At 66.2% G+C, this 23203-nt stretch carries 21 protein-coding genes and 17 tRNA genes; 32 read left to right on the top strand and 6 right to left on the bottom strand.

Features of this window, described 5'->3' with window-relative positions; genetic code table 11:
• Positions 1–19: 19 nt before the first annotated feature.
• The gene (locus IPI67_30630; GenBank protein MBK7584530.1) at positions 20–985 is read right to left on the bottom strand and encodes an alpha/beta fold hydrolase; all 966 of its coding nucleotides are present in this window, start codon (positions 983–985) and stop codon (positions 20–22) included.
• Between the two features lie 92 nt (positions 986–1077).
• On the opposite strand from IPI67_30630, the gene IPI67_30625 reads away from it, so the two are divergent.
• Together IPI67_30625 and IPI67_30620 are read left to right on the top strand one after the other, a co-directional pair.
• A complete protein-coding gene (locus IPI67_30625) occupies positions 1078–2016 on the top strand; it encodes a LysR family transcriptional regulator (GenBank protein MBK7584529.1) in 939 nt (312 codons plus the stop codon).
• Positions 2013–2465: an OsmC family protein gene (locus tag IPI67_30620; GenBank protein ID MBK7584528.1), complete on the top strand. Its 453-nt coding sequence runs from the start codon at positions 2013–2015 to the stop codon at positions 2463–2465. The genes IPI67_30625 and IPI67_30620 overlap by 4 nt, the downstream gene beginning before the upstream one ends.
• Before the next feature lie 17 nt (positions 2466–2482).
• On the opposite strand, the gene IPI67_30615 is transcribed toward IPI67_30620, so the two are convergent.
• Together IPI67_30615 and IPI67_30610 are read right to left on the bottom strand one after the other, a co-directional pair.
• A complete protein-coding gene (locus IPI67_30615) occupies positions 2483–3973 on the bottom strand; it encodes an AMP-binding protein (protein ID MBK7584527.1) in 1491 nt (496 codons plus the stop codon).
• Positions 3970–4647 (bottom strand): glutathione S-transferase family protein, encoded by a 678-nt coding sequence (locus IPI67_30610; protein ID MBK7584526.1) that lies wholly within the window; start codon positions 4645–4647, stop codon positions 3970–3972. The genes IPI67_30615 and IPI67_30610 overlap by 4 nt, the downstream gene beginning before the upstream one ends.
• An 80-nt stretch (positions 4648–4727) precedes the next feature.
• Here IPI67_30610 and IPI67_30605 point away from each other — a divergent pair, with 80 nt between their 5' ends.
• The gene (locus IPI67_30605; protein ID MBK7584525.1) at positions 4728–7109 is read left to right on the top strand and encodes a homogentisate 1,2-dioxygenase; all 2382 of its coding nucleotides are present in this window, start codon (positions 4728–4730) and stop codon (positions 7107–7109) included.
• 13 nt (positions 7110–7122) lie between these two features.
• On the opposite strand, the gene IPI67_30600 is transcribed toward IPI67_30605, so the two are convergent.
• A complete protein-coding gene (locus IPI67_30600) occupies positions 7123–7413 on the bottom strand; it encodes a hypothetical protein (GenBank protein ID MBK7584524.1) in 291 nt (96 codons plus the stop codon).
• A 201-nt stretch (positions 7414–7614) separates the two neighbouring features.
• Here IPI67_30600 and IPI67_30595 point away from each other — a divergent pair, with 201 nt between their 5' ends.
• The 28 genes from IPI67_30595 (at position 7615) to IPI67_30460 (ending at position 20781) form a co-directional block, all read left to right on the top strand.
• Positions 7615–8427, top strand: coding sequence for a hypothetical protein (locus tag IPI67_30595; protein MBK7584523.1), 813 nt, complete (start codon positions 7615–7617; stop codon positions 8425–8427).
• Between the two features lie 117 nt (positions 8428–8544).
• Positions 8545–9708 carry a murein L,D-transpeptidase catalytic domain family protein gene (locus tag IPI67_30590; GenBank protein MBK7584522.1) on the top strand — a complete coding sequence of 388 codons (1164 nt, stop codon included), beginning with the start codon at positions 8545–8547 and terminating at the stop codon, positions 9706–9708.
• A gap of 120 nt (positions 9709–9828) precedes the next feature.
• Positions 9829–10281: a hypothetical protein gene (locus IPI67_30585; protein ID MBK7584521.1), complete on the top strand. Its 453-nt coding sequence runs from the start codon at positions 9829–9831 to the stop codon at positions 10279–10281.
• A gap of 43 nt (positions 10282–10324) precedes the next feature.
• Entirely contained in the window at positions 10325–11221 is an 897-nt protein-coding gene (locus IPI67_30580; GenBank protein MBK7584520.1) for a hypothetical protein, read from the top strand.
• 711 nt (positions 11222–11932) lie between these two features.
• Positions 11933–12003 (top strand) — tRNA-Lys (locus tag IPI67_30575).
• Positions 12004–12163: 160 nt separating this feature from the next.
• Positions 12164–12235 (top strand) — tRNA-Asp (locus IPI67_30570).
• A gap of 242 nt (positions 12236–12477) precedes the next feature.
• The gene (locus IPI67_30565; protein ID MBK7584519.1) at positions 12478–13008 is read left to right on the top strand and encodes an HNH endonuclease; all 531 of its coding nucleotides are present in this window, start codon (positions 12478–12480) and stop codon (positions 13006–13008) included.
• A gap of 863 nt (positions 13009–13871) precedes the next feature.
• A complete protein-coding gene (locus IPI67_30560; protein ID MBK7584518.1) occupies positions 13872–15632 on the top strand; it encodes a VWA domain-containing protein in 1761 nt (586 codons plus the stop codon).
• The gene (locus IPI67_30555) at positions 15629–16612 is read left to right on the top strand and encodes a hypothetical protein (protein ID MBK7584517.1); all 984 of its coding nucleotides are present in this window, start codon (positions 15629–15631) and stop codon (positions 16610–16612) included. The genes IPI67_30560 and IPI67_30555 overlap by 4 nt, the downstream gene beginning before the upstream one ends.
• A 3-nt stretch (positions 16613–16615) precedes the next feature.
• The gene (locus IPI67_30550) at positions 16616–16987 is read left to right on the top strand and encodes a hypothetical protein (GenBank protein ID MBK7584516.1); all 372 of its coding nucleotides are present in this window, start codon (positions 16616–16618) and stop codon (positions 16985–16987) included.
• Between the two features lies 1 nt (position 16988).
• Positions 16989–17249, top strand: a complete 261-nt coding sequence (locus IPI67_30545; protein ID MBK7584515.1) for a hypothetical protein — start codon at positions 16989–16991, stop codon at positions 17247–17249.
• A gap of 11 nt (positions 17250–17260) precedes the next feature.
• Positions 17261–17833, top strand: coding sequence for a ThiF family adenylyltransferase (locus IPI67_30540; GenBank protein ID MBK7584514.1), 573 nt, complete (start codon positions 17261–17263; stop codon positions 17831–17833).
• A gap of 118 nt (positions 17834–17951) precedes the next feature.
• Positions 17952–18026 (top strand) — tRNA-Pro (locus IPI67_30535).
• Between the two features lie 5 nt (positions 18027–18031).
• Positions 18032–18103, top strand: a tRNA-Asn gene (locus IPI67_30530).
• A 1-nt stretch (position 18104) separates the two neighbouring features.
• Positions 18105–18176 (top strand) — tRNA-Lys (locus IPI67_30525).
• A gap of 1 nt (position 18177) precedes the next feature.
• A tRNA-Thr gene (locus tag IPI67_30520) sits at positions 18178–18250 on the top strand.
• Positions 18251–18252: 2 nt separating this feature from the next.
• Positions 18253–18324: transfer RNA gene (locus IPI67_30515), tRNA-Glu, on the top strand.
• A 9-nt stretch (positions 18325–18333) separates the two neighbouring features.
• Positions 18334–18406 (top strand) — tRNA-Phe (locus IPI67_30510).
• Between the two features lie 2 nt (positions 18407–18408).
• A tRNA-His gene (locus IPI67_30505) sits at positions 18409–18482 on the top strand.
• Positions 18483–18484: 2 nt separating this feature from the next.
• Positions 18485–18555, top strand: a tRNA-Ala gene (locus tag IPI67_30500).
• An 84-nt stretch (positions 18556–18639) separates the two neighbouring features.
• Positions 18640–18712, top strand: a tRNA-Glu gene (locus tag IPI67_30495).
• Between the two features lie 164 nt (positions 18713–18876).
• Positions 18877–18948: transfer RNA gene (locus IPI67_30490), tRNA-Arg, on the top strand.
• Positions 18949–18954: 6 nt separating this feature from the next.
• Positions 18955–19027, top strand: a tRNA-Gln gene (locus IPI67_30485).
• 1 nt (position 19028) lies between these two features.
• Positions 19029–19102 (top strand) — tRNA-Val (locus tag IPI67_30480).
• 80 nt (positions 19103–19182) lie between these two features.
• A tRNA-Gln gene (locus IPI67_30475) sits at positions 19183–19255 on the top strand.
• Positions 19256–19351: 96 nt separating this feature from the next.
• Positions 19352–19437 (top strand) — tRNA-Leu (locus tag IPI67_30470).
• Positions 19438–19600: 163 nt separating this feature from the next.
• Positions 19601–19669, top strand: a tRNA-Cys gene (locus IPI67_30465).
• Between the two features lie 203 nt (positions 19670–19872).
• On the top strand, positions 19873–20781 hold the full coding sequence (locus tag IPI67_30460; protein ID MBK7584513.1) for a slipin family protein: 909 nt from the start codon (positions 19873–19875) through the stop codon (positions 20779–20781).
• Positions 20782–20870: 89 nt separating this feature from the next.
• Here IPI67_30460 and IPI67_30455 read toward each other — a convergent pair whose 3' ends face one another.
• Both IPI67_30455 and IPI67_30450 read right to left on the bottom strand, forming a co-directional pair.
• Positions 20871–21230 carry a hypothetical protein gene (locus IPI67_30455; protein MBK7584512.1) on the bottom strand — a complete coding sequence of 120 codons (360 nt, stop codon included), beginning with the start codon at positions 21228–21230 and terminating at the stop codon, positions 20871–20873.
• A 19-nt stretch (positions 21231–21249) separates the two neighbouring features.
• Positions 21250–22116, bottom strand: coding sequence for a hypothetical protein (locus IPI67_30450; protein ID MBK7584511.1), 867 nt, complete (start codon positions 22114–22116; stop codon positions 21250–21252).
• Positions 22117–22274: 158 nt separating this feature from the next.
• Here IPI67_30450 and IPI67_30445 point away from each other — a divergent pair, with 158 nt between their 5' ends.
• The gene (locus IPI67_30445; protein MBK7584510.1) at positions 22275–23195 is read left to right on the top strand and encodes an AraC family transcriptional regulator; all 921 of its coding nucleotides are present in this window, start codon (positions 22275–22277) and stop codon (positions 23193–23195) included.
• The last annotated feature ends 8 nt before the right edge of the window (positions 23196–23203 follow it).

Below are 23203 nucleotides of genomic sequence, written 5' to 3'. Positions count from 1 at the left end.
CCGCGCGTCGCAACCGCCTTCAGTCCCGCCCGTATTCGAGATCGGCACGGATATCCGAAGCCTCGAGCTTCCATGCGTGGGGACTGGAGCTCGCGACCGGCAGCGGGCGAGCTTCTGCAACGGCGTCCAGGATCGTCACGGCCTCACGCCACAGGCTGTCCTCCGCTCCCGCTCGGAAGAATCCGAAGTGCCCGATGCTGGTGAGTCCAGCATCGGCGGGTGCCAGACGGCGGTGAGTGACGTCCGACGAGAGCAGACGACTGCGGAAGCGGTCGACTGCAGCTCGGGGCGCGTAGTCGTCGTCGGTGAACGAGTACAAGACGGCCGGCGCTCGAAAGCGTGCGAAGCGCGCGGCGGCGTCGGGGACGTGCCCCGCGAGGTAGTCAGGATGGGTTGCCCACTCCGCCCATTGCCGCGCGACGCCGCTTGGTAGGTCGACGCCCAGGCCCGCACGCCCGGGCAGGTAGCCGAACGCAGCCGTCAACGCCGGGACCGCGCCACCCCAGATCGCGCGCAGGCGGAGCTGTTCGAACAACGGCCAGTGTCCAACCCAGCCCAGCTGTGCTCCCACGAAGAACGCGAACGCCACGTCGTGAACCTCGTCGCTCAGACCCACCAGCTGGCCACCGAAGCTGTGACCCAGGGAGACGACCGGCTTTGACCCGGCGTGCTGTCTTGCGGCTCGATGGGCGGCGGGCGCGTCGAGGTTTCCCCAGTCGGACATGGTGGCGTCGAACCCGCGCAACGTGTCGGGCCGTGATGCACCGACCCCGCGGTAGTCGTAGGTCAACACCTGGTGCCCACGCCGAGCTAAATGCGCGGCAAAGCGCAGGTAGAACCGCTGCGGCACGGCCGTCCCCGCGTGAATCACCACCGTGGTCTTTGCAGAGCGCGCCTCGAAGAGGGTCGCGCCCAGCTTCCAGCCGTCGTCGGCGGTCAGGGTCAGGGGTCGGCCGCCAGTCGCGATGTGTTCCGGTTCGATCATGGGAGGCTCCTTTGCTGCACACAGTCCTAAGACCCGACCGGCAACTCTGCTCCCAGCGCTTTCGCAGTTCGAAACTGCAAGAAGGCAGGGGTATGTTTCGCCTATTGTCGAGCCGCGACATGGACTGGGACGACCTCAGGCATTTTCTGGCCCTGGCCCGCACGGAGACGCTGGCCCGCGCCGCCCAGCGCCTGCAGATCAATGCGACCACCGTCAGCCGGCGCATGGGTGCGCTCGAAGAGCAGCTCGGCCTCCGGCTCTTCGACCGCACGCCGGATGGCTGGCTGCTCACACCGGAGGGTCGCGAGCTCTTGCCGAGCGCGGAGCGCATGGAAGCCGAGGCGCTGGCGGTGGAGCGTCAGCTACTCGGTGCTGATCAGCGGGCGGCGGGAGGAGTGCGGGTGAGCGTCACGGAGATGATCGGCACGCGGTTCATCGCGCCGCACCTGCCCCGGCTCGCGGAGCGCCACCCGGACATCACGCTCGAGCTCTCGTGCACCTCGCGCAGCGTCAGCCTGGCGCGCAGGGAAGCCGACATTGCGTTGCGCTTGGCCCGCCCACGGGAACAGCGCATCGTGATTCGGCGACTGACGACGATCCCTCTCGCGCTGTATGCCTCGCGAGACTACGTGGAGCAGAACGGCCTGCCGGACCTCGACGCCACAGGGCTCAGCGGCCACGCGGTGATCCTGTTCGCCGACGCCCCGGCGTTCGCGCTCGAGAACGCCTGGTTCGACGCGCGCCGGACGGGTGCGCGGATCGTGCTGCGGAGTGACAGTGTCAGCTCGATCTTCAGCGCGACCGTCGCAGGGCTCGGCATGGCTCTCTTGCCCCGTGCGGTGGCGGAGTCCGACGCCGCGCTCGTTCCGGTGCCGAGCGACACGACCCCGACACCCCGGGTGATCTGGCAGGCGGTGCACGAGGACCTGATGAAGTCGGCCCGCATTCGGGCGGTCCTCGATTTTCTGGCGGAGGTCCTCAAGGCCGTCGACGCCGACATCCCCCCGACCGATGACGGGACTCCGGCATGAGTGAGCATCGCGCAAGCGTCCACTGGCAGAGCAACGACGATGGGTTTGCCTCAGGCAAGTACTCTCGTGTGCATCGCTGGCGCTTCGACGGCGGCGTGGAAGTCTTGGCCTCACCGAGCCCGGCAGTGGTGAAGCCACCGTTCTCGGATCCGGCCGGTGTCGATCCGGAAGAGGCGTTCGTCGCAGCCATCGCCAGTTGCCACCTGCTCACGTTCCTCTACCTTGCCCAGCGGCGAGGGCTCATCGTGACCGAGTACACCGACGAAGCCGTGGGCTTCATGACCAAGAACCCACAGGGTGTTCCGTGGGTCAGCCGGGTCGAGCTCCGGCCGGTGATCGGATTTTCGACCGTACCCGACGCCGCGACGCTCGCGGAGCTTCATCACCGGGCGCACGAGCAGTGTTTCATCGCCAACTCGGTGAAGACCGAGATTGTCGTCGTTGGCTGAGGCGCGACGCGACGGGTTCACTTCAACAGGTGCTTCGCGATGCGCTCGGTGGCGGTTCTCGGAAGGCTGGCGCGCACGTGGATGACGCTGGGGAGCTTGTGCTCGGCCAGGCGCGTCCGCAGAAAGTCCCTCAGGGCTTCCGGGTCCAGCGTGGCGCCGGCGCGCGCTGCAACGTACGCGACGATCTCGTCCTCGCCCAAAGCTGACGGCGCCGCAATCGCGGCTGCTTGCCCGACAGAAGGGTGAGCAAGCATCGCGAGCTCGATCTCTGCGGCGGAGATGTTCTCCCCTCGGCGGCGGATGAGTTCTTTCATGCGGGCCACGAACGTGAAGAACCCGTCGGCGTCTCGGCGCACGAGGTCGCCCGTGTGCAGCCAACCGCCGGCCAAGGTGAGCGCCGTCTCTGCGCTCGAACCGAAGTATTCGCGCAGGCTGCCCGGGTTCTGGAGCCAGAGCTCGCCCGCCTCGCCGTCCGCGGCGTCGGTGCCATCCGCGCGAACCACGCGCGCCCGGTTGATCTCGCCGAGGCGCGGGTGCTGTCGCAGCGTGCCCATGCTGCCGTAGCGAGGCGGGAGCTCCCGCGGCCAGATCGTACCGAACGTGGTTTCGGACATTCCGTAACCGACGAGCATGCGCAGGCCGAAACGGTCTTCGAAGGCACGATGCTGCGCCTCGGGAAGGGCGAGCGCGGCGTACAAGGTGCGGAGCTGGTGATCGCGATCGCTCGGGCGCGCCTCCGCGGCGGCGAGGATATGAACCATTGCGCCCACCGCGTTGACCTGTGTCGCAGCGAGGCGCTTGGCTTCTTTGAAGAAGCGCGACGCCGAAAACTTGGGGACGAGCGCCAGGCTCGCGCCTGCGCCCAGCGCTCCCAGCGTAGAGTACGCCTGCGCGTTGATGTGAAAGAGCGGCAGTGCGACCAGAAGGCGGTCGCTTGCATCGAGACCGAGCCATGCTGGGAAGGCCTCGGCCGTGAGGGTGTAGGTCCGGTGGGTCTGGGCTACGGCCTTCGGCGCTCCAGTGGTGCCGGAGGTTGCGATCAGCACCGCCACGTCGTCGGGAGTAACGGCGACCTCGGGTGCCCCTCTGCCTCTCTGCCCGAGCTCCGCCGTGCTCGCGATGATGGGGCGCGCTCCGTCCGGGAGCGCCGCGCTGGCAACTTCGGCCAGCGCTTCGTGTTCGTCCGCGACCAGCACACGGGGCCGGGCGAGCCGGAGGAACGCGGCAACCTCGAAGGGCGTTTGGGCGGGGTTCACGAAACAGGCGATCGCGCCGAGACGGTTCGCGGCGAACCACGTGAACAGCGCCCGCGGGTGATTTGGGAGCAGGATCGCGATGCGATCGCCGTGCACGACACCACGCTCGGCGAGCCCGACGGCCACACGGTCGACCAGATCTGCGACGTCGCCGTAGGTCCAGCAGTCGCTCTCGTAGAAAAGCCACGTGGCGGACGGCTGGGCCGCCCGCCACGCGAAGAGCTCCGGGATGGTCTCCGGAAAAGCCGTCACGCCGAGATAGTGACGAACTTCTTCTCTTTGAGCGAGGCCGCGAAGCCGTCGCTGGCCTCGTTGACCTTGTTCCAGCTCGGTAGTGCCCGCATCGTCTTCATCCAGCGATCGACGTTGGGGAAGCGCGCAAGGCTGACACCGACCAAGTCGCCCACAGCGAGGATCTCAGCGCCAAAATAGTCGGCGATGGTGATCTCGTCGCCGCACAGGAACTTGTGATTCCCGATCACGTGTTGGTCGAGCACCTTGAGCCAGTGTTCCGCTTTCTCCTTGCCTCGCTCGATGGTGGCCATCTGCGCGGTCTCGGGCTCGCGCTTGTGGTGAGGGAACAACTGCGGGTAAACCAGGTTGTATCCCAGCTCGCGGTACTGCTGAGTGTTGAACCAGTCCATGACCTCGTTGACGCGTGCGCGAGCCTTGAGGTCCTTCGGGTAAGCCGGTGAGTCGAACTTCTCGGCCAGATACTTGAGCATCGCCGACGACTCGCTCAGGCGGAAACCGTCATCGTCCAGGAACGGGACCAAGCCGCTGGGGTTCAGGCTGATGAAGGGCTCTTGATGGTGAGCGCCCGTCATGAGGTCGACGACGACGGGTTCGTAAGCGATGTTGGCCTCGGTGCAGAACAACACGACCGGACGCGATGCAGTGGACACCGGATGGAAATACAGCTTCATGTAGATTCTCCTCCCCGTAGGGGCGGCGAGGCTATGCTCAGTCTTACCGCGGTAACAAGCACGTCGGGGCCGGAGTGATCATGAGTCGGAGCTTCACGATTGAACGAGGCAAAACGCGGGTTGTCTTTGGCGCGGGCTCGAGTGAACGAATCGCCAGCGACATTGCGGCTCTGGGGGCTGAGCGCGTTCTCGTGGTGAGTACTGCGGGAAGAAACGCCGCGGCAGAGCTGTTGAGCGGCCGGCTTGGCGCGTGTTCAGTGGGTGTCCTGAACATCGCTCGGGAACACGTTCCGGTGGAGGTAGTCGCCGAGGCACGCCGAGAGCTTCTGCGAGTCGGTGCCGACAGCGTGCTCGCGCTCGGGGGTGGCTCCGCCATTGGGCTGGCCAAGGCCCTCGCGCTCGACGGCGGCGTGCGGGTGATTGCGCTGCCGACCACCTACTCCGGCTCCGAGATGACTCCCATCTACGGCATGACCGAAGGCGGGCAGAAGAAGACCGGGCGCGATGAACGCGTGCGTCCGGCCCTCGTGGTCTACGATCCCAACCTCACCGCCGCGCTTCCGCGCGCGATCACCATGACCAGCCTGTGGAACGCGCTGGCTCACGCGGTCGAAGCGCTGTGGTCCTCGACCCTCGATCGAGCCACGGCTCTGGCCGCCGAAGAGGCCGTGCGTCTGCTCGCGTCCAGTCTGTCGCGGCTCACCGCGCGACCGGATGACGCCGAGGCGAGGGAAGCTGCGCTCGAGGGCGCCTACCTCGCCGGGCTCTCTCTCGCCGACGCCGGAGCCGGTCTGCACCACAAGTTGTGCCACGTGCTCGGGGGCATGTTTGCGTTGCCCCACGCCGCAACTCACGCGGTGCTCCTGCCTCACGTGGTGGGATTTCAGCGTGCGACCGAGCCCCAGGCGATGGCGGCCCTCGGGCGCGCGCTCTTGGTCGTGGATCCCGTCGAAGCCCTGGCGCGGCTGGCGCGAGTGACCGGTGTCCCGCGCTCCCTTCGGGAGCTGGGCATGCCCGAGGAGGGGATCGCTCGCGCGGTCGACGCCGTGGTCACGGCGCCGAGCACTGGGTCGTTGGAGCGGGCCGCGCTCACGCAGATGCTCACCGAGGCTTGGTCCGGGCCCAGCGCACACCCCGCACCGCCGCCGCTCCGCCGCCCGAGCGACGCGGGCACGCAACCGGGCTTGGGCTCCACTCACGAGTCCGAGGCGCTGCCCGGTGCGCTGCCGAGACGCCAGAACATCCCCCGCCGTGCTCCCTACGGCTTGTTCCCGGAGCTCTTCAACGGCACGCCCTTCACAGTCAAGAACGCAGACAACTCCCGCCTGTGGATGTACCGAGTGCGTCCCTCGTTTGCTCACGGGGAGTTCACTTCGCTGCCCTCGGCGCGCTTCACTGCGCCCTTGGGTGACGCGTGCCCAACCCGCATGCGCTGGCGCCCGATGGCGTCACCGGACGAGACATCGACCACGGATTTTCTCGACGGCCTCGTGACGCTCGGCGGCGGTGGCGATCTCGTCGCCGGGCCGGGCTGGGCGGTGCACCTCTACGCCGCGAACGCCGACATGGCAGATCGCGCTTTCGCTGACGCCGATGGCGACCTGCTCATCGTTCCACAACAGGGAACCCTCGATTGTCGAACCGAGCTCGGGTGGCTGCGCGTGGCACCCGGCTCGGTGCTGCTGATCCCGCGAGCCATCAAGTTTGCCATCGGCCTGCCCGACGGTGCCGCTCGCGGCTGGGTGCTCGAGGTCGTTGGTCGTCGCTTCCGCCTGCCCGAGCGTGGCCCCATCGGCTCGAACGGCCTGGCCGACGCGCGGCATTTCCTGGCGCCGCAGGCGTCGTTCGAAGATCGCCTCTGCCGTGGAGGTTTTCAGATCGTCAACAAACTGGGCGGGCGTCTCGCGGCGGCCATGCAAGAGCACTCGCCCTTCGACGTTGTCGCGTGGCATGGCAACCACGTTCCGTGCACCTACGACCTCTCGCTCTTCAACGCCATGGGCACGGTCACCTTCGACCATCCGGATCCATCCATCTTGACGGTATTGACCGCTCCGCTCGACGATCACGGGCGCGCCATCGCGGACTTCGTCGTCTTTCCTCCGCGCTGGGAGGTCGCTGAACACAGCTTCCGCCCGCCTGTGATGCACCGCAACGCAGCCAGCGAGGTGAACATGGTCGTGAGCGTGGCGAGCGTGGACGCCGGGTATGAGCCCGGCTGCACGTTCCTGTCACCCTTGCTCACTGCACACGGTGTGACCACGAAGGCCTACGACCATCATCTTGGACCCGAGTTCGAGGACGTGCCGAAGCGCATCCCCGACGAGTCGCTGTGGGTCATGTTCGAGTCCGCGCTGCCCATGCAGCTCACGGCGTGGGCGCGCGAGACGCCGCTCGTCGATGCCGGGTTCTTGCAGTTGTTCGACGGGCTCAGCTCCCGCTTCGATCCCAGCAAACCCTGAGACTCGCGGCGAGTCACATGCCCCCGAGCACACACACGTCCGTCTCTCCGCAGGGTTTGTCGACGATGCACTGAGAGATTTCGGCCGCCTTGCCATCACAAGCACCGGAACCATTCACGGTGCAGGTGGAGCCCGGGCTGCACTGTTCGAGCTTGTCGCAGGCCTGTTCACAGATGCTACCGCTCGACAGGTTTCCGTTGCCCGAACCCCCGCTGCCGTCGCCGTCGCCATCGCTGCCCCCGCACGCGGTGGCGAGCGCTGACCAGAGGACGAAGAGGGTGAACGCGAGTCTCGAAGATGCCATGACGATGCTCCTTGGGTTTTGCCGGGTGTGTCCCGGTGCGAGGTGAGACAGCAAGTCGTGTGCCTCGCGCCGGCGGGCCGAAATTGCTGGGAAGGCGCCGTCGTCTGGTGGGGTTCACCCCGCCATGGACGGGGGAGACCGGCAGGGCGCACCACTCGGCTCGTCTTCGCAGAACGGCGCCAGAGATCTAAGCTCGACGGCATGGTCAGCTGCGCCGACGCCGAGCGCGCCGCCGGTTTCGTGGTCGAACACGTCCGGCGACGTGTCGGCACGCGCTGGCATCAAGGGTACTGGTGCCCGCCCTTGGCCGAAGCACGGCATTCGGAAGCGGTCGACCTCATTGCTCGCCATCGGGTGTGGCGCGTGGAGCGCCTGGTGGCGCGCGGAATCGTCGCCTGGGCGTCGGGCGAGCGTCCCGCGGAGGTCCGCGAGACCATCCCCAATTTCCGCGAGGTCCTCGCGCTGCAGGCGGTCGGCAGGCGTCCCGTCTCGCTCTTGCCCGAGACGACACCGACTGCGCCCCACGCGGATGCTTTGGCTTTTGCGCTGCACGACCTGTGTCACCTCGAGAAGTTCGTCGATGCGGAGCATCACGCTGGCCAAGTTGGTTTCTTCGCACATGCCCACGCCGCGCTCGACACTCCGGCGTTTCGAGCGCTCGACGCACGTTTTGATCCACTCTGGCTGGCAGATCTCGAGCACGTGGTCGCCGACATGAACGGCAGTGCAATCTTCCTCTTCGCGGCCCTGAAAATGAAGCTCAAGATGGCGGCTCGGCGTGAGCTCGCGCAATTGACCGGCGCCGCCGCCCCAACCGGGGGTGCGCTCTCGCAAGCAGAGCTGCGCTGCTTCGATGCCGCGCTGGAGTTGCTGCTGGACGCGTTCGAGTTTCGCGGCGCCGAGCGAGCGGCCGCCCGAGCCGTGAACACACAGCGGGGTGAGCCGGAGCAAGCGGCGCAACTGCTCACCCTGTTCGAACGACGTGGGCACGAGCTCCTGGCTTCTCGAGCGTGAATCGCCGCCGATCCGCCGAACGCGCGCCTCCTGTCCGGCCACACAGCGGTCGCGCTGACGCGCTGGGTGCTCGGCTCGGTCTCGTCATCGGGTCCGCTTCGGCGTAGGCTCCCTGGCATGACCTGGCGGGTTCTCGTGGGTTCGTTTTCGGGCCTGCTCGCGCTGTCGACCTCGGCCTGTTCCGCGAGCGATGACGCGGGGAAGGGCGCGCAGGCCTTGCCTTGCGCGGACATCGTCTGTGTCGACTCGCTCCCGACCACACAGAGTGGAACCACCCTCGGCGCGAGTCGGAATGCGTTCGAGGTGTACGGCTGTTCGGGGGCGGCGAACCGGGATTTGTCCGGGGCGGAGGTCGTTCACCGGCTGACGTTGCCCGAAGAAGGGTTCCTCTCCGTAGCGAAGACCAGTGGCCCCGCCGATGGTTTCTTGCTGCTGCTCGGCGCGGACGACGCGGCGAGCTGCATCGACGCTCACCCGACGAACGTGGGGGCTTGGTTGCCACCCGGAGACTACTTCCTGGTGGTCGACGGGCCCGCGGGCGGCGAGGGAGAATTTTCGCTGCGCGCTGCGCTCACCACTCCGAAAATGCTCGAAGCTTCGGGCGTGGACCCCGCTCTCGCGGCGGACGCATTGACGATCTACAAGAACGCCTGGGCCTGGGGCGCGACGCGGCGCGCGGAGTACGTCGTCGTGGACTTCCGGCTGCACTCCGCGGAGCCGCGGGAGTGGGTCTACGATTTGTCGAAGGGCGAGCTGCTCTGGAACCTGCGCGTGGCTCACGGGCGGAAGTCGACGGACGGTGTGGACTTGGCTCACGCCACCACGTTCTCGAACGTGTCCGGTTCGAATCAGTCGAGCCTCGGCCTGGCTCGTTCGGCGGGGACGTACAGCGGCAGCTTCGGCCCTTCGTTCCGCATGGAGGGGCTCGAGCCCGGGTTCAACGACAACATCTGCAGCCGCGACATCGTCATGCACCCGTGGTCTCCCGTCGGGGACGCCTACGTGGCCAAATGCGGCTGGGCCAGGCCGAGCCTGGGCTGTCCGGCCATCGACGACCAGCTCTCGCTACCGGTGCGAGATCGGCTCGCACGTCCGGATGGCCAGCCACGAGACGCCGGTGTGTTGATGTTGTTCTGGTATCCGAACACGGACTGGCACGCGGCCTCGCCCTACTTACACGGAGCGGCTCCTACGCCCGAGCTCGAGACCCAGATGGCCGTCGAGTGTGACTCCAGTCAGGACGGCACGCCGCAGTCGGGTGGCGTCTATCCCTGCGACTGAAAGCCCCTGAGCACTGGCGGGCAACGGGCGCCCATGCGGTCCGAGGCTGCTGGGCGAGACACGCCTGGCGCTGCGCGAAGCGCATTTCTGACCCGATTCCCGCCGGGTCCGTCGGATGGCGTGATCTCCCCGCCAAACGGTGCGAACATCAGCTCCGACATGCCGGCAGAAGAGCTCGTCAGTGAGGTCAAGGAGATCGTAGCGGTGGCCAAGGGCGGCGACGCCGACGGAGCCAACGCGAGGTGGAGCGCGCTCTTCGCGAGCGAACCGTTCGCGGCGTATCCGCCGGAGGACCAGCGCCAAGTGCTGAAGTTCGTGATCCTCGCGAAGCGCAGCGGGATGCCACCGGCGTCATTGCTCGCGGTGCATCAGAGCGCGAAGGCACCGCTCGAGAAACTGGTGGCCGCGTTTCAAGAGCCGGTCGACTACGAGCTGCTCGGCCTCTGCCACCTGATCTTGGAAGAGAACATGGCCGCATCGGCCATCTTCCGAACCGCCCTCGAGGTGGAGCGCGGGCGGAACCCGGCGTCCGATCTCTGCGGCCGGTTGATGAAACACGCCTCGTCCGTCTGAGAGGTAACGCCACGCGCAGGCGTCTCTGCTACCCTTGCCGGGAATGGCCCAACTGCTTGTGGCCCTGGGTGGGATCGCCGCGCTGTCACTGATGGCGCTCGGCTGTGGTGAGAGCGGAGGCGGCTCGTCGCCGACCACCGGTGGCGCAGCCGGTGCGGCGGGGAGCGGAGGCTCCGTCACGGGTGTCGATGGCGGCGGCGGCTGGGTCACGGGGGGCACCGGCACCGGTGGTGCGGCGGGGAGTGCTACCGACGCCGGCGATGCGGGCGACGCCGCGGACGCCGCGGACGCCGCGGACGCCGACCCGAAACCGAGCGGCTCGACCTGCGCGGACGTGCTGAAGAACGAAACCTCGGCCAAGAACGGCAAGTACCTGGTCCTCCCGCCCGGTTCGAGCACACCGATCGAGGTCTACTGCGACATGCAGGGAGGCGGCTGGACGCTCGCGTTCGTGTCGAGCAAGTCGCTGCTCGGAAAGGCGGGGCTGTCCGTGCTCTACGATGGAACGGGCGCCGGATCGTTTGGCTCGATCGCGTCGTTCTACGCCGTCGAGCAGTACGGCACCGCGTTTCATCACTCGGGCATCGAGCTGCGTGTGACCTGGAAGTGTGAGCAGAACATGGGTGTTCTGGAGCTCACGGGCGGCACGGCGCTCGACGGCGGAACCGCCACCTGGAAAGACAACCGCAGCAAGGCAGAGCTCCAGGCGAGCAAAGGCGAATACCACACGGCGTTCTCGGACTTGGTGTTCAACGGGACGCAGTGCTTCGTCGGGCCCCTGTCCACGGACTTCATCTACGGGTTCGCCGTGGGCAACGGTGAGGGGTACGGGCAGTACCTGGGCTGGTACCACCAGCCCACCGAGCAAGCGTGGTCGACTGCCGTGAGCGACGGCGCGTTCGACAACCTGAACGGAACGGTCGCGGGCTGGTTTCGTTGACCTGCGCGAGTCGGGTTGGCGCCCTGAGCGCGTGTGCCTTGACCGAACCCAATTGATCGCGTAGTGTCCGCTCGTTCAAATGTTTTCCCACCTCACGAATCAAACAGTGCGCTCGGGCCAGTCGCCCGTGTGGACGAGCCCAGCGGTCGCATGCGATCGACGGGGCATCGTCGGAGGTAAGACCTGAGCGGTCATCGGAACACACACATGTGTGAACTCGAGGCCGCCAGGGACCCCCGGCGGCCTCGCTGCATTTGGGCCGAATTTGCCGGGAAGTTTGACGACTTTTGGAAGGTCCCGGAACAAATCGAGGTCACCGAGAATCGAATGCAGCGTTTGCCCGTCAGCAGGAACCAGCAGGCAGCGGTCAGCTGTCAGAGCCAGGAAGATGTCGTACACGAATTTCATAGCTGCCGAGCAGCACTCCAGTCGGGTGCTCCGAGTCGGCTCCACGTGTGCACAGCAGTGTGCATGCTGGGGCTTCGGCCTCGGACCATTCACTGATCGCAAGCTCGAAGGAGAGGTCACCTAAGGGGCGGCGCGCGATCCCATCGTTCATCGCGATGAGCCGCCCGGGTGACCCGACCTGAGGCGGCTTTTCTGTTTTGTTTTTCTGCGGGCTCTCGAGCTTTCAGAAAATGGGGAGTGGTTTGTCCAGCGCACAACGAAACAAATTTCGAAACACACCGCGCGAACACCTCGTGTTTGCTCGGGGCTCTAGCTCAATGGCAGAGCTGCCGGCTTTTAACCGGCTGATCGGGGTTCGATCCCCCGGTGCCCCACCGCCCGACACCGAGTCGGACGATTTTGATTGGCCCCCATCGGGTCGGCGCACTCGTGCGCCCTGCTGTTTGAAAACTCGTGCGACGAGAAGAACGGATGCGCGTCCGAGAGGGCGCGCGTCTGCCTTCTCATGGGCAGCCCGCCACGGCTGCCCAAGCTGCCCGCGTACGCATCTGGTGAGGCGACCGGATTGTCGATCCGGCGAGGAGGGTCCGATTCCCTTCGCGGGCGCAGCTAGCTCCCTGTCCTGCCGGAACTGCAGGCTTTGGTCTACGAAGCCAATTGTTTCTTGGTTCGACTCCAAGCAGGGAGGCAAAACCACACTCCGATTCGAGCCAAAGAGGCGGCCTCGAGCACGGAGCTCTCTCCCTGTCCTGCCGGAACCGCAGGCATCGGTGTCCGAAACCGGTTGCTCTTGGTTCGACTCCAAGCAGGGAGGCCATGCACCAACAACCCAGAAAGTAGGTCCCATCATGCACACGCGCACCCTCGTGCTCACGCCCTGGTTTTTCCCCCACAAGGTGGTCCGCTGGGAGGACGCGATCACCCTCGTCTACCTGAGCAAGGTCGATGTGGTCATCGCATACGACGACGAGATCCGCTCGCCGTCGGCGACCTTCCCCATGCCGGCCGTCGTGCGGCTGAAGCGGCAGATCTCGGGTCAGAAACGTGGCGTGAAGTTCTCGCGGATCAACGTCTACGTCCGGGATGGCTTCACCTGCGCGTACTGCGAGAAGAAACTCCCGCTCCGCCAGCTGACTTACGACCACGTGCTGCCGCGTTCGCGCGGTGGCCGTACCGAGTGGGAGAACATCGTGACGGCGTGCACGCCGTGTAACGCCAAGAAATCCAACAAGACGCCGGACGAGTCGGGCATGTGGCCGCGCAAGCGGCCGTGCCGCCCGCGCTCGCTGCCGCTGATGCCGCCGCTGATCGACCCGAAAACGGCACCGATCGAGTGGCGTGACTTCACGGCCGCCCTCCCCGAGGTCGGCGTCGCCTGAGCCCACGCGGACCGCACGAAAGCGCGGTTCGCGTGGTGCTCCCTATCCTCTCGAGTCCGCGCCACACGGCGCGGCCCAGGAGTAACGCACGCATTTCCGAAGACGAAACCGGAAGCCTTCGTGACGACCCCAAGCCCGCCCCAAGCGGGCGGCCGACGGGTTGCAGGGCGCCGGGCCCGGCCAGAAGTGGCCGGCGCGCACTCGCGACGAGTGCGTGGTTCGACACCACGCGTCTTTGCCAAGGAATCAGACACCCGGCCGTGAGGGTCCTACACGCATTTCGCCGCGGAGCCAGTGCGCTCCATGGCGTTCAAGGGAAACCCATGACCCCCACACTCGGGTGCTGACTCCGACAGATTTTCCGCGCCCGGCCGACGAGGCCCTACACGCAAACTAATTGGTGGTTCGAGTCCATCCGAGTGCGCGAGCACTTGTAGCCAAACGGTAAGGCACCAGTCATTGGAACTGACACAACAGTCATGGCTTCTTCACTCGGGCGCGGGAAGCTCTTTGGCGACACCTGGGCACTGCTCCGCTCGGGTTCGCCGGGCCGTCGAGGCACAGCTGTGCTTCCGGCCTGTCTCTCTTCTGGCCGTCGAGCGCGCGTCCGCGCCTCCGGCCTTTTCTCTCCCGGATCGTCGAGGCCTTCACTGGCCTCCGATCCTTTCTTTCCCGCGCCCGTTCGACGAGGCCCTACACGCACCTTGGATGTTGGTGGTTCGAATCCACCGAACTGCGCCAAAATGCAGCTCTCGCCCAACGGTAGGGCACCCGGTAATAACCCGAATCGATGGCTTCTTCACTCGGGCGCGGAATTCTTTAAGCTCGGGAATCCTCCCGAGATCACCCAGGAGAAAATCGTCATGACCACTCAATCGCCGCTCCCGGAGAGCCAGCTCGGTCCGGCCGAGAAGCTCCTCGATCTCGTGCTCTCGTCGTCGGCCCACCTCTGGCACAACCGCCCGGGCGTCGACGTGGCTGGCACCTGGTATCCCCGCCGTGACGTGAAGAAGAACCGCGCGCTCGCCGGCGGTACGCCGGTCTCGTCGGGACTGTTCGTTCCGGCGGCGTCGTCGCTCTACTCGCGGCTGCTCGAGATATACCAGCTCAACGTCGATCTCATGGCCCACTTCGCGAGCTACGCGCTCAAAGAGACCGAGTGGCGCGACCTCAAGGTGGCCTGCGCCGCGTTGATGCTCGTGCAGCAGCGCTCGGGTCAGCCGGTCCACGACGACGATGGCTCCGTCGCTTTCTACGACGACGACTATCGGCGTATCGGTGAGGCAATGCTGCTCCACTACGAGCAGAAGTCCGCGCGCATGATGACGCCGAAGGCCGTGCTCCGGGTCGCCGAGCTGCTCGAGACCTCGGACATCGCCGAGCTGAACCGCCTCGCGGGATTCTCGGATCCGGCGGCCAAGAAGGCGGCCCTCGGCCGCTGGAAGAGCGCTGCGAATCACTGGCTGCGCATCCGGGAAGCCAACCGTCCGATGCTCGAAGGCCTGGTCGCCGCGGGCTACAAGGAGACCATCAAGAAGATCGCTCGCAAGGCCGGCTACAAGCCGGAGAGCGGCGCGTTCTTCGAGATCCTCGGCTGGAAGCAGAAACAGGCGGCCGGCGGTCACCGCTCGGTCGGCATGGACGGCCTCGTGCTCCAGAAGCGCGAGCGCTTCGATGGACTCTCGGAGGCAGAAATCTGCGAGGCCATCGAGACGCAGAAGCTGAAGTACAAGGAGGTCCTCGGCCGGCTGCCGGCGGATGTCGGCCTCACGCCCGCCATCATGGTGACCTTGTTGCCGACGTTGTCGGATCGCGACCTCCGCATCTTGACCCCCACGCTCGAGAGCCTGGGCTTGCTCGTAGTTCCGGAGGTCCGCGATCGCTGGGAAGCGGCGGTGAAGACCTCCACGGATCAGCGGGCGCTGAACATCGCCAAGAACGTTCGGGATCAGGGAGTGCGCGAGAAACTCGAGGAGGCCGCCGACAACGCCGCCAAACAGGCGGTCGCGGCGGCGACCCGCGAGGTCGACGTGCATGTCATGTTCTTGATCGACAAGTCGGGTTCCATGCAAGGCGCCATCGAACAGTCGAAGGAGGCGCTCTCGCGCATCTTGGCCGGTTTTCCGCCGGACAAGCTGCACATCGCGTCCTTCGACACGATGGGCACCGTGCTCGTCCCGAAGGCGCCGTCACGGGCTGCCGTTCAGCACATGCTGACCGGCATCAAGGCCGAGGGCGGCACGCTCCACTCCTCCGCGGTGCACGCGCTGCGTCGCTCCGGAGTGAACGTGCCGCGGGACGCCAAGCTCGTGGTGATCGTCGTGGGTGACGAGGCGGGTGAGGCGGGTCAGAACTTCGCCGACAGCTTCCAGCGTGCGGGTTACGATCCGGCCGCGCTGGCGCTGCTGGTGAACGTCTCGGTCAGCCGTGGCAACACGGTGCGCGAAGCCGCCCGAGCGCTGGCGCTGCCGTTCAGCGAGGTGTCCATCGAGCAGTTCGACGATCCGTACCAGGTGCCGCGGGTGCTCCAGGCACTGCTCGAAGCACCCCGCGCTGCCCCGGCGAAACAATTCGGCTGGGTCGAGCGGGTGATGTCGACGCCGCTCCTGGAGCTTCCGGCGTGAGCAAGCTCGACTACCGCAAGTTCCTGTCCAAGGGCGAGCGGACTCGGTGTGTGCTCCCGTACTTCGGAGGTCGATACGTGCACGACGCCACCCGACGCTACTCCATCAACGTGGAGCAGCCGCCCGGGTGGTACGAGTTCGAGCTCGATCAGCGCGTCGCGACACCCGTCGACCGCGCTGAACCACCGGACCTCTCCGCTCTGCCAGCCGTGCGCGGTCACTTCGCGCGCGGCTGGCTGTTCGGCGGGGGCCGGGACCTCACGCGAGTGGAGCTCCTTCCCGCGGAGGAACCGCCCGTACTCTCGCCGGTCATTGCTCGGCGGTCGGCGGGCGGGGAGCTCGTGTTCGACAGCCTCGAATTCGAGACCGAGGCCGAAGAGGCGTGCCGAGTGGCGCTCGAGGAGGAGCGCGGCATCAATGACGTCAAGGGTGTGAGCGCGGCGCTTCGCGCGGCCTTTGGCTACGCGCTCGCGGCTCGGATCGGTGCGCGAATGGAGATTGCGATTTCGCCCCGCGAGGCGATGCGTGCGGTGAGCACGCTTTCGTCGGACGGTCGTGAACGGGCCGAGCGCTTGCTGCGCGAGCTGGAAGAGGAACGCCGACTGGAGCGCGTACGCATCGACGCCTGGCTTCGAAGCGAGGGTCGTCAGGCGTTGCCGCACGGCTCGAGCGGTCCAGACGGCTGGCGTCGGCCGGAGACCGGTCGCGCGGGGCGGACTCCTGCGGAGCGTGCGCATCGGGCACTGGACGAGGCGGGCGCCGAGCTCTCCGGGTACCGGGTCTTGGGCGACGGCATGCTGGAGGTCACGTATCGATTTCTGGGTGAGCGCTTCATCAGTGTGGTCGACGAGCAAACCCTGCAGGTCATCGATGCTGGCATCTGTCTGTCCGGAAGTGATCGTATGGTGACACTCGAGAGTTTGCCGTCCGTGATCCGTGAGGGTTACGAGAACGACGAGCTCAACATCACGCGGAGGTAGGGGATGGCGAGGGAGGTGTTCTTTCTGATCGGGCGAGGCGGCGCGTTGCTCTTTAGCGACGCCTCGACGAGCCCGAACGCTCTGCCCGACTCACGTCGGCGCTGGGAGGCAATCTGGGAGCACCGTGCGGAGCTCGAGGAGCTGGCGCACAGCCACCCGCATGGCCCGCTGTCCTTCTCCAGCGAAGACGAGACCACGATGAAGGCCCTCGAAGGGGCCCTCGGAGCGGAGCTGTGTTTCTCGGTGGTCAGCCCGAAGGGGATGATTCGCCGGGAAGACGGCGCCACCTCCGGCATCGACACCGAAGACGAGCCCTGGTGGGCGGCGCTCCTGCGCCTGGCCTCCGGCATCAACAGCAAACCCACGGAGGAATGACATGGCAATCTTGAACATCACGTACAACGGCATGAGCGCGGACGCGCCGCACCCGATCGACGACCGCTCGTCGGACTCCGACGTGCGGCGTTACGCGGTGGAGCTCGTGCGCTCGGGAGGCTTGCGTGGCCTCCACATCGCGAACCTTTCGCACGACGCGTTCGACTACTTCGTGGTCGATCGCTTCGATGGTCCGCGGGGCCAGAAGCGCGTCTACCTGCGTCCGAAGGTTCCCTTTGGTCGTGGGCGGGCGGCGGCGTAGGGTCGAGGGTGATGCGCATCGTATTTTGCGGTGTGGGCGCCCTCGGCTCTCTCTCCGCAGTGTTGTGCCGCAACTTAAACGCCACGTTGGTCTTCATCGACTTCGACCGCGTGGAGTCGAAGAACCTCGCCTCACAGGCCTTCGTGAAGCCGAGCGTCGGTAAGAACAAGGCTGAAGCGTTGAAGCTCCAGCTGTCAAACTTCCACGGCGTGAAGGCGGAGGCGTTCGGCGTGCGCCTGGCGAGTGAGAACGTCGACACGCTGCTCGTCAGCGCCGATCTGGTCGTCGACTGTTTCGACAACCAGAAGAGCCGGCTGCTCGTGAGTGAGTGGTGTCGAGCGAAGCAAAAGCCGCTGGTGCACGCGGCCCTGGCTGCCGATGGCAGTTTTGGGCTCGTGCGCTGGGACGCACGCTTCGTCGCGGATGCCGAAGATCACGAGGGGCAAGCCACCTGCGAGGGCGGCGAGCACCTGCCGCTCATCGGCCTGGTCACGGCTGCGCTCGCGCGCGCCATTCAGGAGTTCGTGAAGAGCGCCACCGAGCGCGACTTCATGATCAGCCTGAGCGGTGTGAGCGAGACGTGAGCGAGACGTGAGCTGATCGAAACCCCGGCGACGACTTCTGCGCGGGCCATCCCCAAGCCCAAGCCTGCGCAAGCTCCGAGTCGTCGCCCGTCTGGCCCGGACGGAAAACGGGCAATTTCTGGGCGTAGCTTAGCCTGGCAAAAGCGCCGGTTTCGGGAACCGGAGAGCGCAGGTTCGATTCCTGCCGCCCAGACTCCTTGCACGGTGGCCAAGAGGAAAGGCACGCGGCTGTTAACCGCGCTACCGGGGGTTCGAATCCCTCCCGTGCAGCTGCTCCGAGGTGTTGTGGTGGCATGCCGGACTCTTACTCCGAGCGGCGAAGGTTCGACCCCTTCCGGAGCAACGCCGTCATCCCAATGGCCGGGGTCCTCTTTCGTAATGAGGTTCGCGTGAGTTCGATTCTCACTGACGGCTCCACGGGCCCGTTCGTCTAGCAGTCAGGATCTCGGTCTTTCGAACCGATGACGAGGGTGCAACTCCCTCACGGGTCGCGAAACATCGCGTCGATAGCTGGCCTGGTGGAAGCGCTGGTCTGAAGAGCCAGAGGTGTTGGTTCGATTCCAACTCGACGCACTGTGGCCGTAGTGTAGCGGTTTCTGCACGGCAGGACGTGGCCCTGCAGGCACGAGTTCGAATCTCGTCGGTCACCCCGGGGCGATCGTCCAACAGGAAGATGCTGGTGTCGCAAACCAGAGATCCGGGTGCAATTCCCGGTCGCTCCACTCCATCGAGGGTCCGAGGTCGTGGTGACCAGCTGGTTTCCAAGTCCAGCGGCTGGCGTTCGATTCGTCACGGGCCCGCAATTCGTTCCCATCGTCTAACGGTTCAGGATTCGAGTTTCTCAAGCTCGAGATCGGGGTTCGAATCCCCGTGGGAACGCTGGGGAATGCGAGCGACGCGATCGTGTAGCGGAACCTGCTGGGCGCCAACGAGCGCCTCCGCCTTGGCGATCCCTACGCAGCCGCTCGTGAGGCTAGTGGCCTCAGCCTGTCTGATACGCAGGCCTTTTCCAGGTGCGATTCCTGGCGAGCGGACGAGAAGACGCCTCCGTGGTCCAAAGGAAAGACGCTGGTCTTCTAAACCAGCCGATGCAGGTTCGAATCCTGCCGGCGGCGCCGAGCGCGGGGATGGTCCAACCAGCCAGGACGCGGTCCTTTGAAGTCCGAGATCCGGGTGCGATTCCCGGTCCCCGCCCGCGGGACGTGTTCGTCTGGTGACGACGCCACGCTCACAACGTGGAGCAGCCGAGTTCGATCCTCGGGTCCCGCACTGGAAGTAGCTCTCGCGCCTGTGTCCGGTCTCCTCTTTTGATCGTGATCTGAGCGTGCCGAGACACGAAGTAGTTCCATGCGGGGATGGTCCAATGGCGAGGACGCGGGCCTCTGAAGCCCTGAGGTCCAGGTTCGAGTCCTGGTCCCCGTACGAATTGGGAAGGTGAACCGGTCATGGGATCGGGCCTGCCTCGAAAGCAGTGCGAACCCCCGGGTTTGAGGATCGAGACCTCCGCCTTCCTCTCTTGCTCGAGTGGCGGAACTGGCAGACGCACCAGGCTCAGACCCTGGCGCTCCATCGTGGGCGTGTGAGTTCGACTCTCTCCTCGAGCACTGCTGGCTGGCGTGCACGCCGTAGCGCGTCCGCGTCCGCTGGCCATTCTTCGCGACGGTCGTCCAACGAGCAGGATCTGAGAGCGCCACTCTCGGGATGCGGGTGCAATTCCCGCCCGTCGCTCTGGTTCACCTTGGCAAGCGGGACGCCCGTCCCGACTCCGACCCGATGGCCCGGTGGCCGGCGCGGTTTGCAAGTCCGCGTGGGCGAGTCCGACTCTCGCTCGGGTCTCCGGCCCCTACTCGTCGCACGAGTTTCCTTCACTTCACCCACTACGGCTTCGGCCCCACGAGCCGATCGCGAATCGGGGCGACTGTCTCCTTCCAAGAGATCAGGTCACGTCGTCCACCCGAAATCGTACGACACATTGCTCATGTGCGTAGGACCCGGAGCCGTTCCCTTTCTTCTCTTTCGCTTTCATCAGGAGTCTCAACATGATCACGGTCTTCATTCCCCAGTCCTTCGTCGGCCTCTTGTACGAGAACGGCGCCTTCGCGCGCGTGCTCGAGCCGGGCCGTCACAAACTCCGGACGCCGCTCTTCCAGCGTGTCACGCGCAGGGTCGATCTGGTCGATCTGCGTGAGCGTTCGCTCACGCTGAAAGGTCAGGAGATCTTGACGGCCGACAAGGTCGCCATCCGGGTCTCGCTCTTGGTCTACTTCAAGGTCGTCGATCCGGCGGCCGCGCTCCACAACGTGGCCGGCTACGAGGAGCGCATCTACGAGGACGTGCAGCTCGCGGCGCGGCGGTTCTTGGCCAATCGTACGCTGGACGCCATCTTGAGCGACCGGAACGAGATCTCGGACGCCGTGCGTGAGGACGTGCGGGCCACGGCCACGGTGTACGGCGTCGCGATCCTGCGCGCCGACGTCAAGGATCTGGTCTTCCCGGGCAACCTCCGGGAGATCATGAATCAGGTGCTCGAGACCGAGCGCCGGGCCGAGGCCGAGATCATCCGCGCCAAGAAGGACGCCGAGTCTGCACACATCAAGGCCGATGCTGCGCGGGATCAGGCGATGTTGCAGATGGACGCGGACATCGAGCGGGCGCGGCGTCAGGCCGACGTCGAGCGCGCTCGGGCCAAGCTCGATTTGGAGCTTGCGCTGGAGAAGGCGCACCACGACGCCCACGTCGAGCGCGAGCGGGCCGAGCTGCGCCTCGCCCTCGAGCTCGATCAGGCGGCGGCGCTCCGGGACAACCCGGAGCTCTTCAAGCTGCGTGAGCTGCAGACGCTCACGGACATGGCGCACGCGGGTGGTCGCTTCGCCATCGGCCTGCGGGCGCCGGCGGGCTCGACGCTGCTGTCGGACGGTGAGTCCGACGGAAAAGTTCGCAGCTCGTGAGGCCTGAAACAAAAGACCGCGACCCGCGCAGCCTTACTGCGCGGGTCGCGGCGTTCTGTCCGCCACTGCCCCGCGGAGGACCGGGGCGCTCAGGCGCTGGCTTTGAGTCGGAAGATCGGTCCGCCTGGGATCTGAAAATAGGCGTGCGCTTTGTCCGTGTAGTCGACGCGCAGGGCTCCGAGCTTGGCCAGCGCATCCGTGCGGCGCTCTGCGTCATCCACCGCGAACTCCAGCCAGGCGCTCTTGGCCTGCTGTGAATCGTCCAGGGCTGCCGGACGATCGACGAATGCGACGCCGACCATGCCGCCGTCCGCCAGAACGTAGAGGTCGAAGTCCGGACTGGGCCCAGGCTTCGACGCGAGGCCGAGCCCTTCGGTCAAGATCCGGCGCACGCTGTCGCGGTGCTCGGCAGCAATGGTCCACTTGGTGTTGTTGCCTAGGGTCGTCATGTCTGATGCCTTCCTGGTTTCACCACTGGTGAAAGCTCGTTGATTGGTAAACGCCGAGAGTTGGGGTCGCCGAGAACAGAGCGCCGAAAGCCTTTTGAAAATCAGGGTCGCCATAGACCGCGGTCATTGCGTCCTTGGTCGTCCAGAGATCGATGGCCAGGAACTCCTGCGGATCTTGGGCGCCCAGAAACACGACGTGGGCCACGTCGCCCGCGGCTTTGGCTTGCGCCTCGCCCCCGGCCGCGAGTTGGTCGTGAGCTGGTCGAGTGCTGGCGGGATCCTTGGCGAGGTGACCGCGCACGACCACGTAGTAGTGCGGCTCGATGCCGTCGCCGGCGTCGATGCTGCCCCAGCTGTGCCAAGTGTCCTGTTTCGCAAAGAGCTCGAGGGTCGGTGGTGCCGAGAACAGCGTGCCGAACGCCTTCTGGAACTCCGGGTTGCCGTAGAACGACGCCGGGTCGCTGCCCGGCTTCCAGCGGTCGAGGCCCATGAACGCGTTTTCCGTGGTGCCGAGCAGGGTCGTCCCCAGTGCTACGTCGTGCCCGATGTCTCCCGCAGCCTTGGCCGTCGCTTCACCGCCGGCGGCGATGGCGTCGTGCTTGGCTTGCGCTTCCGTCAGGTTGGTCGTGTAGAGGGTGCCGCGCACGAGCGCCGCGAGCTCCACACTCGCGGTCGTTCCGCCGGCGCCTGCGCTGCCGCCGGTCGCGGCACCCGCAGCACCACCGGCTCCAGCCGCACCGCCCGTCGCGCCCGCTGTGCCGCCCGACGAAGCACCGCCGGTTCCTGGATTCGATCCCGAGCCGTCGTCCGACCCGCACCCGGCGATCACACTGACGGCCATCACACCCACACAGCCAAGAATGCCAATCGTCGTCTTCCGGTTCATGCTGACCTCCTCGGGAACGACAGCTCCCACTCTCTTCGTAACCGCGGACTCCCCGCCGGCAGCCGCCCGTTCGTTCCGCAGATCCGCCCAAACGTCCGGCGCGGCAGAAATCCGGATCTGTCGCGGATTTCTGGCCGCATACTGGGCTTCGACGAGCCATGGACGCACTGGCCAACATCCTCGACTCCCTGCGCGTTGCCAGCAGCGTCGTTTCGCGCGCGGTGCTCAGCGAGCCGTGGTCGGTCCACACGTCGGGCGCCGCGAAGCCCATCTTCCACGTCGTGGCTCAGGGGCGCTGTTTCGTGCAGCGCGATGGTGACGCTGCCGCCACCGCGCTCGAACGCGGTGACACGGTCCTCTTTCCGCAGGGCTCGGGGCACGTGCTCTCGACTGATCTCGCCCGTCACCCGGTGCCCATTCGCTCGATCGCGACGGAGCGACCCGGCGTCCCGTTCTTGCGCTTCGGTGGCCGCGGCGCGGAGACTTCGCTCTTGTGCGGGAGCTTTCGCTTCGAGCGCGACGCCGCCGGGACGCTCGCGCCGCTCCTGCCTGCGATGGTGGTCGTGCGCGGAGACGCCGAGCTAGCGGACTGGTTTGCGCATACGTTGTCGTTGCTCGACCGAGAGCTCAGCGAGGGTGAGCCGGGGAGCGCAGCGGTCGGCGCACGTCTGATGGATGTGCTTTTCGCGCAAGTAATGAAGAAGAGCATGGCGACGGTTGGCGATGCCGATGGCTGGTTCGCCGCGATCCGTGACCCGCATGTTGGTCGAGCGATCGGTCTGATCCACCAGCGCCCCGGAGAAGAGTGGAGCGCTGAGTCCCTGGCGGCAGAGGTGGGCCTCTCTCGCACGCGCTTCTACGAGCGCTTCACTGAACTCGTGGGTGAGCCCCCCGCGCGTTATCTCGCGCGCTTCCGCGTCACGGCCGCAGCCGATCTCCTGCAGACTCGCGACTTGACCACAGCAGCGCTCGCGGAGGCAGTGGGTTACGCCTCGGAGGACGCCTTCGTGCGCGTCTTCAAGCGCTACGTGGGCAAGACCCCGAGCGAGTTCAAAAAAGCACGGGCGAGCTTGATTTGAGTCGGCGC

The organism is Myxococcales bacterium, from assembly GCA_016706225.1.
Lineage (GTDB): Bacteria > Myxococcota_A > Polyangia > Polyangiales > Polyangiaceae > JADJKB01.
The sequence above is the reverse complement of the archived record's forward strand: the minus strand, read 5'-3'. Positions and strand labels throughout refer to the sequence as shown.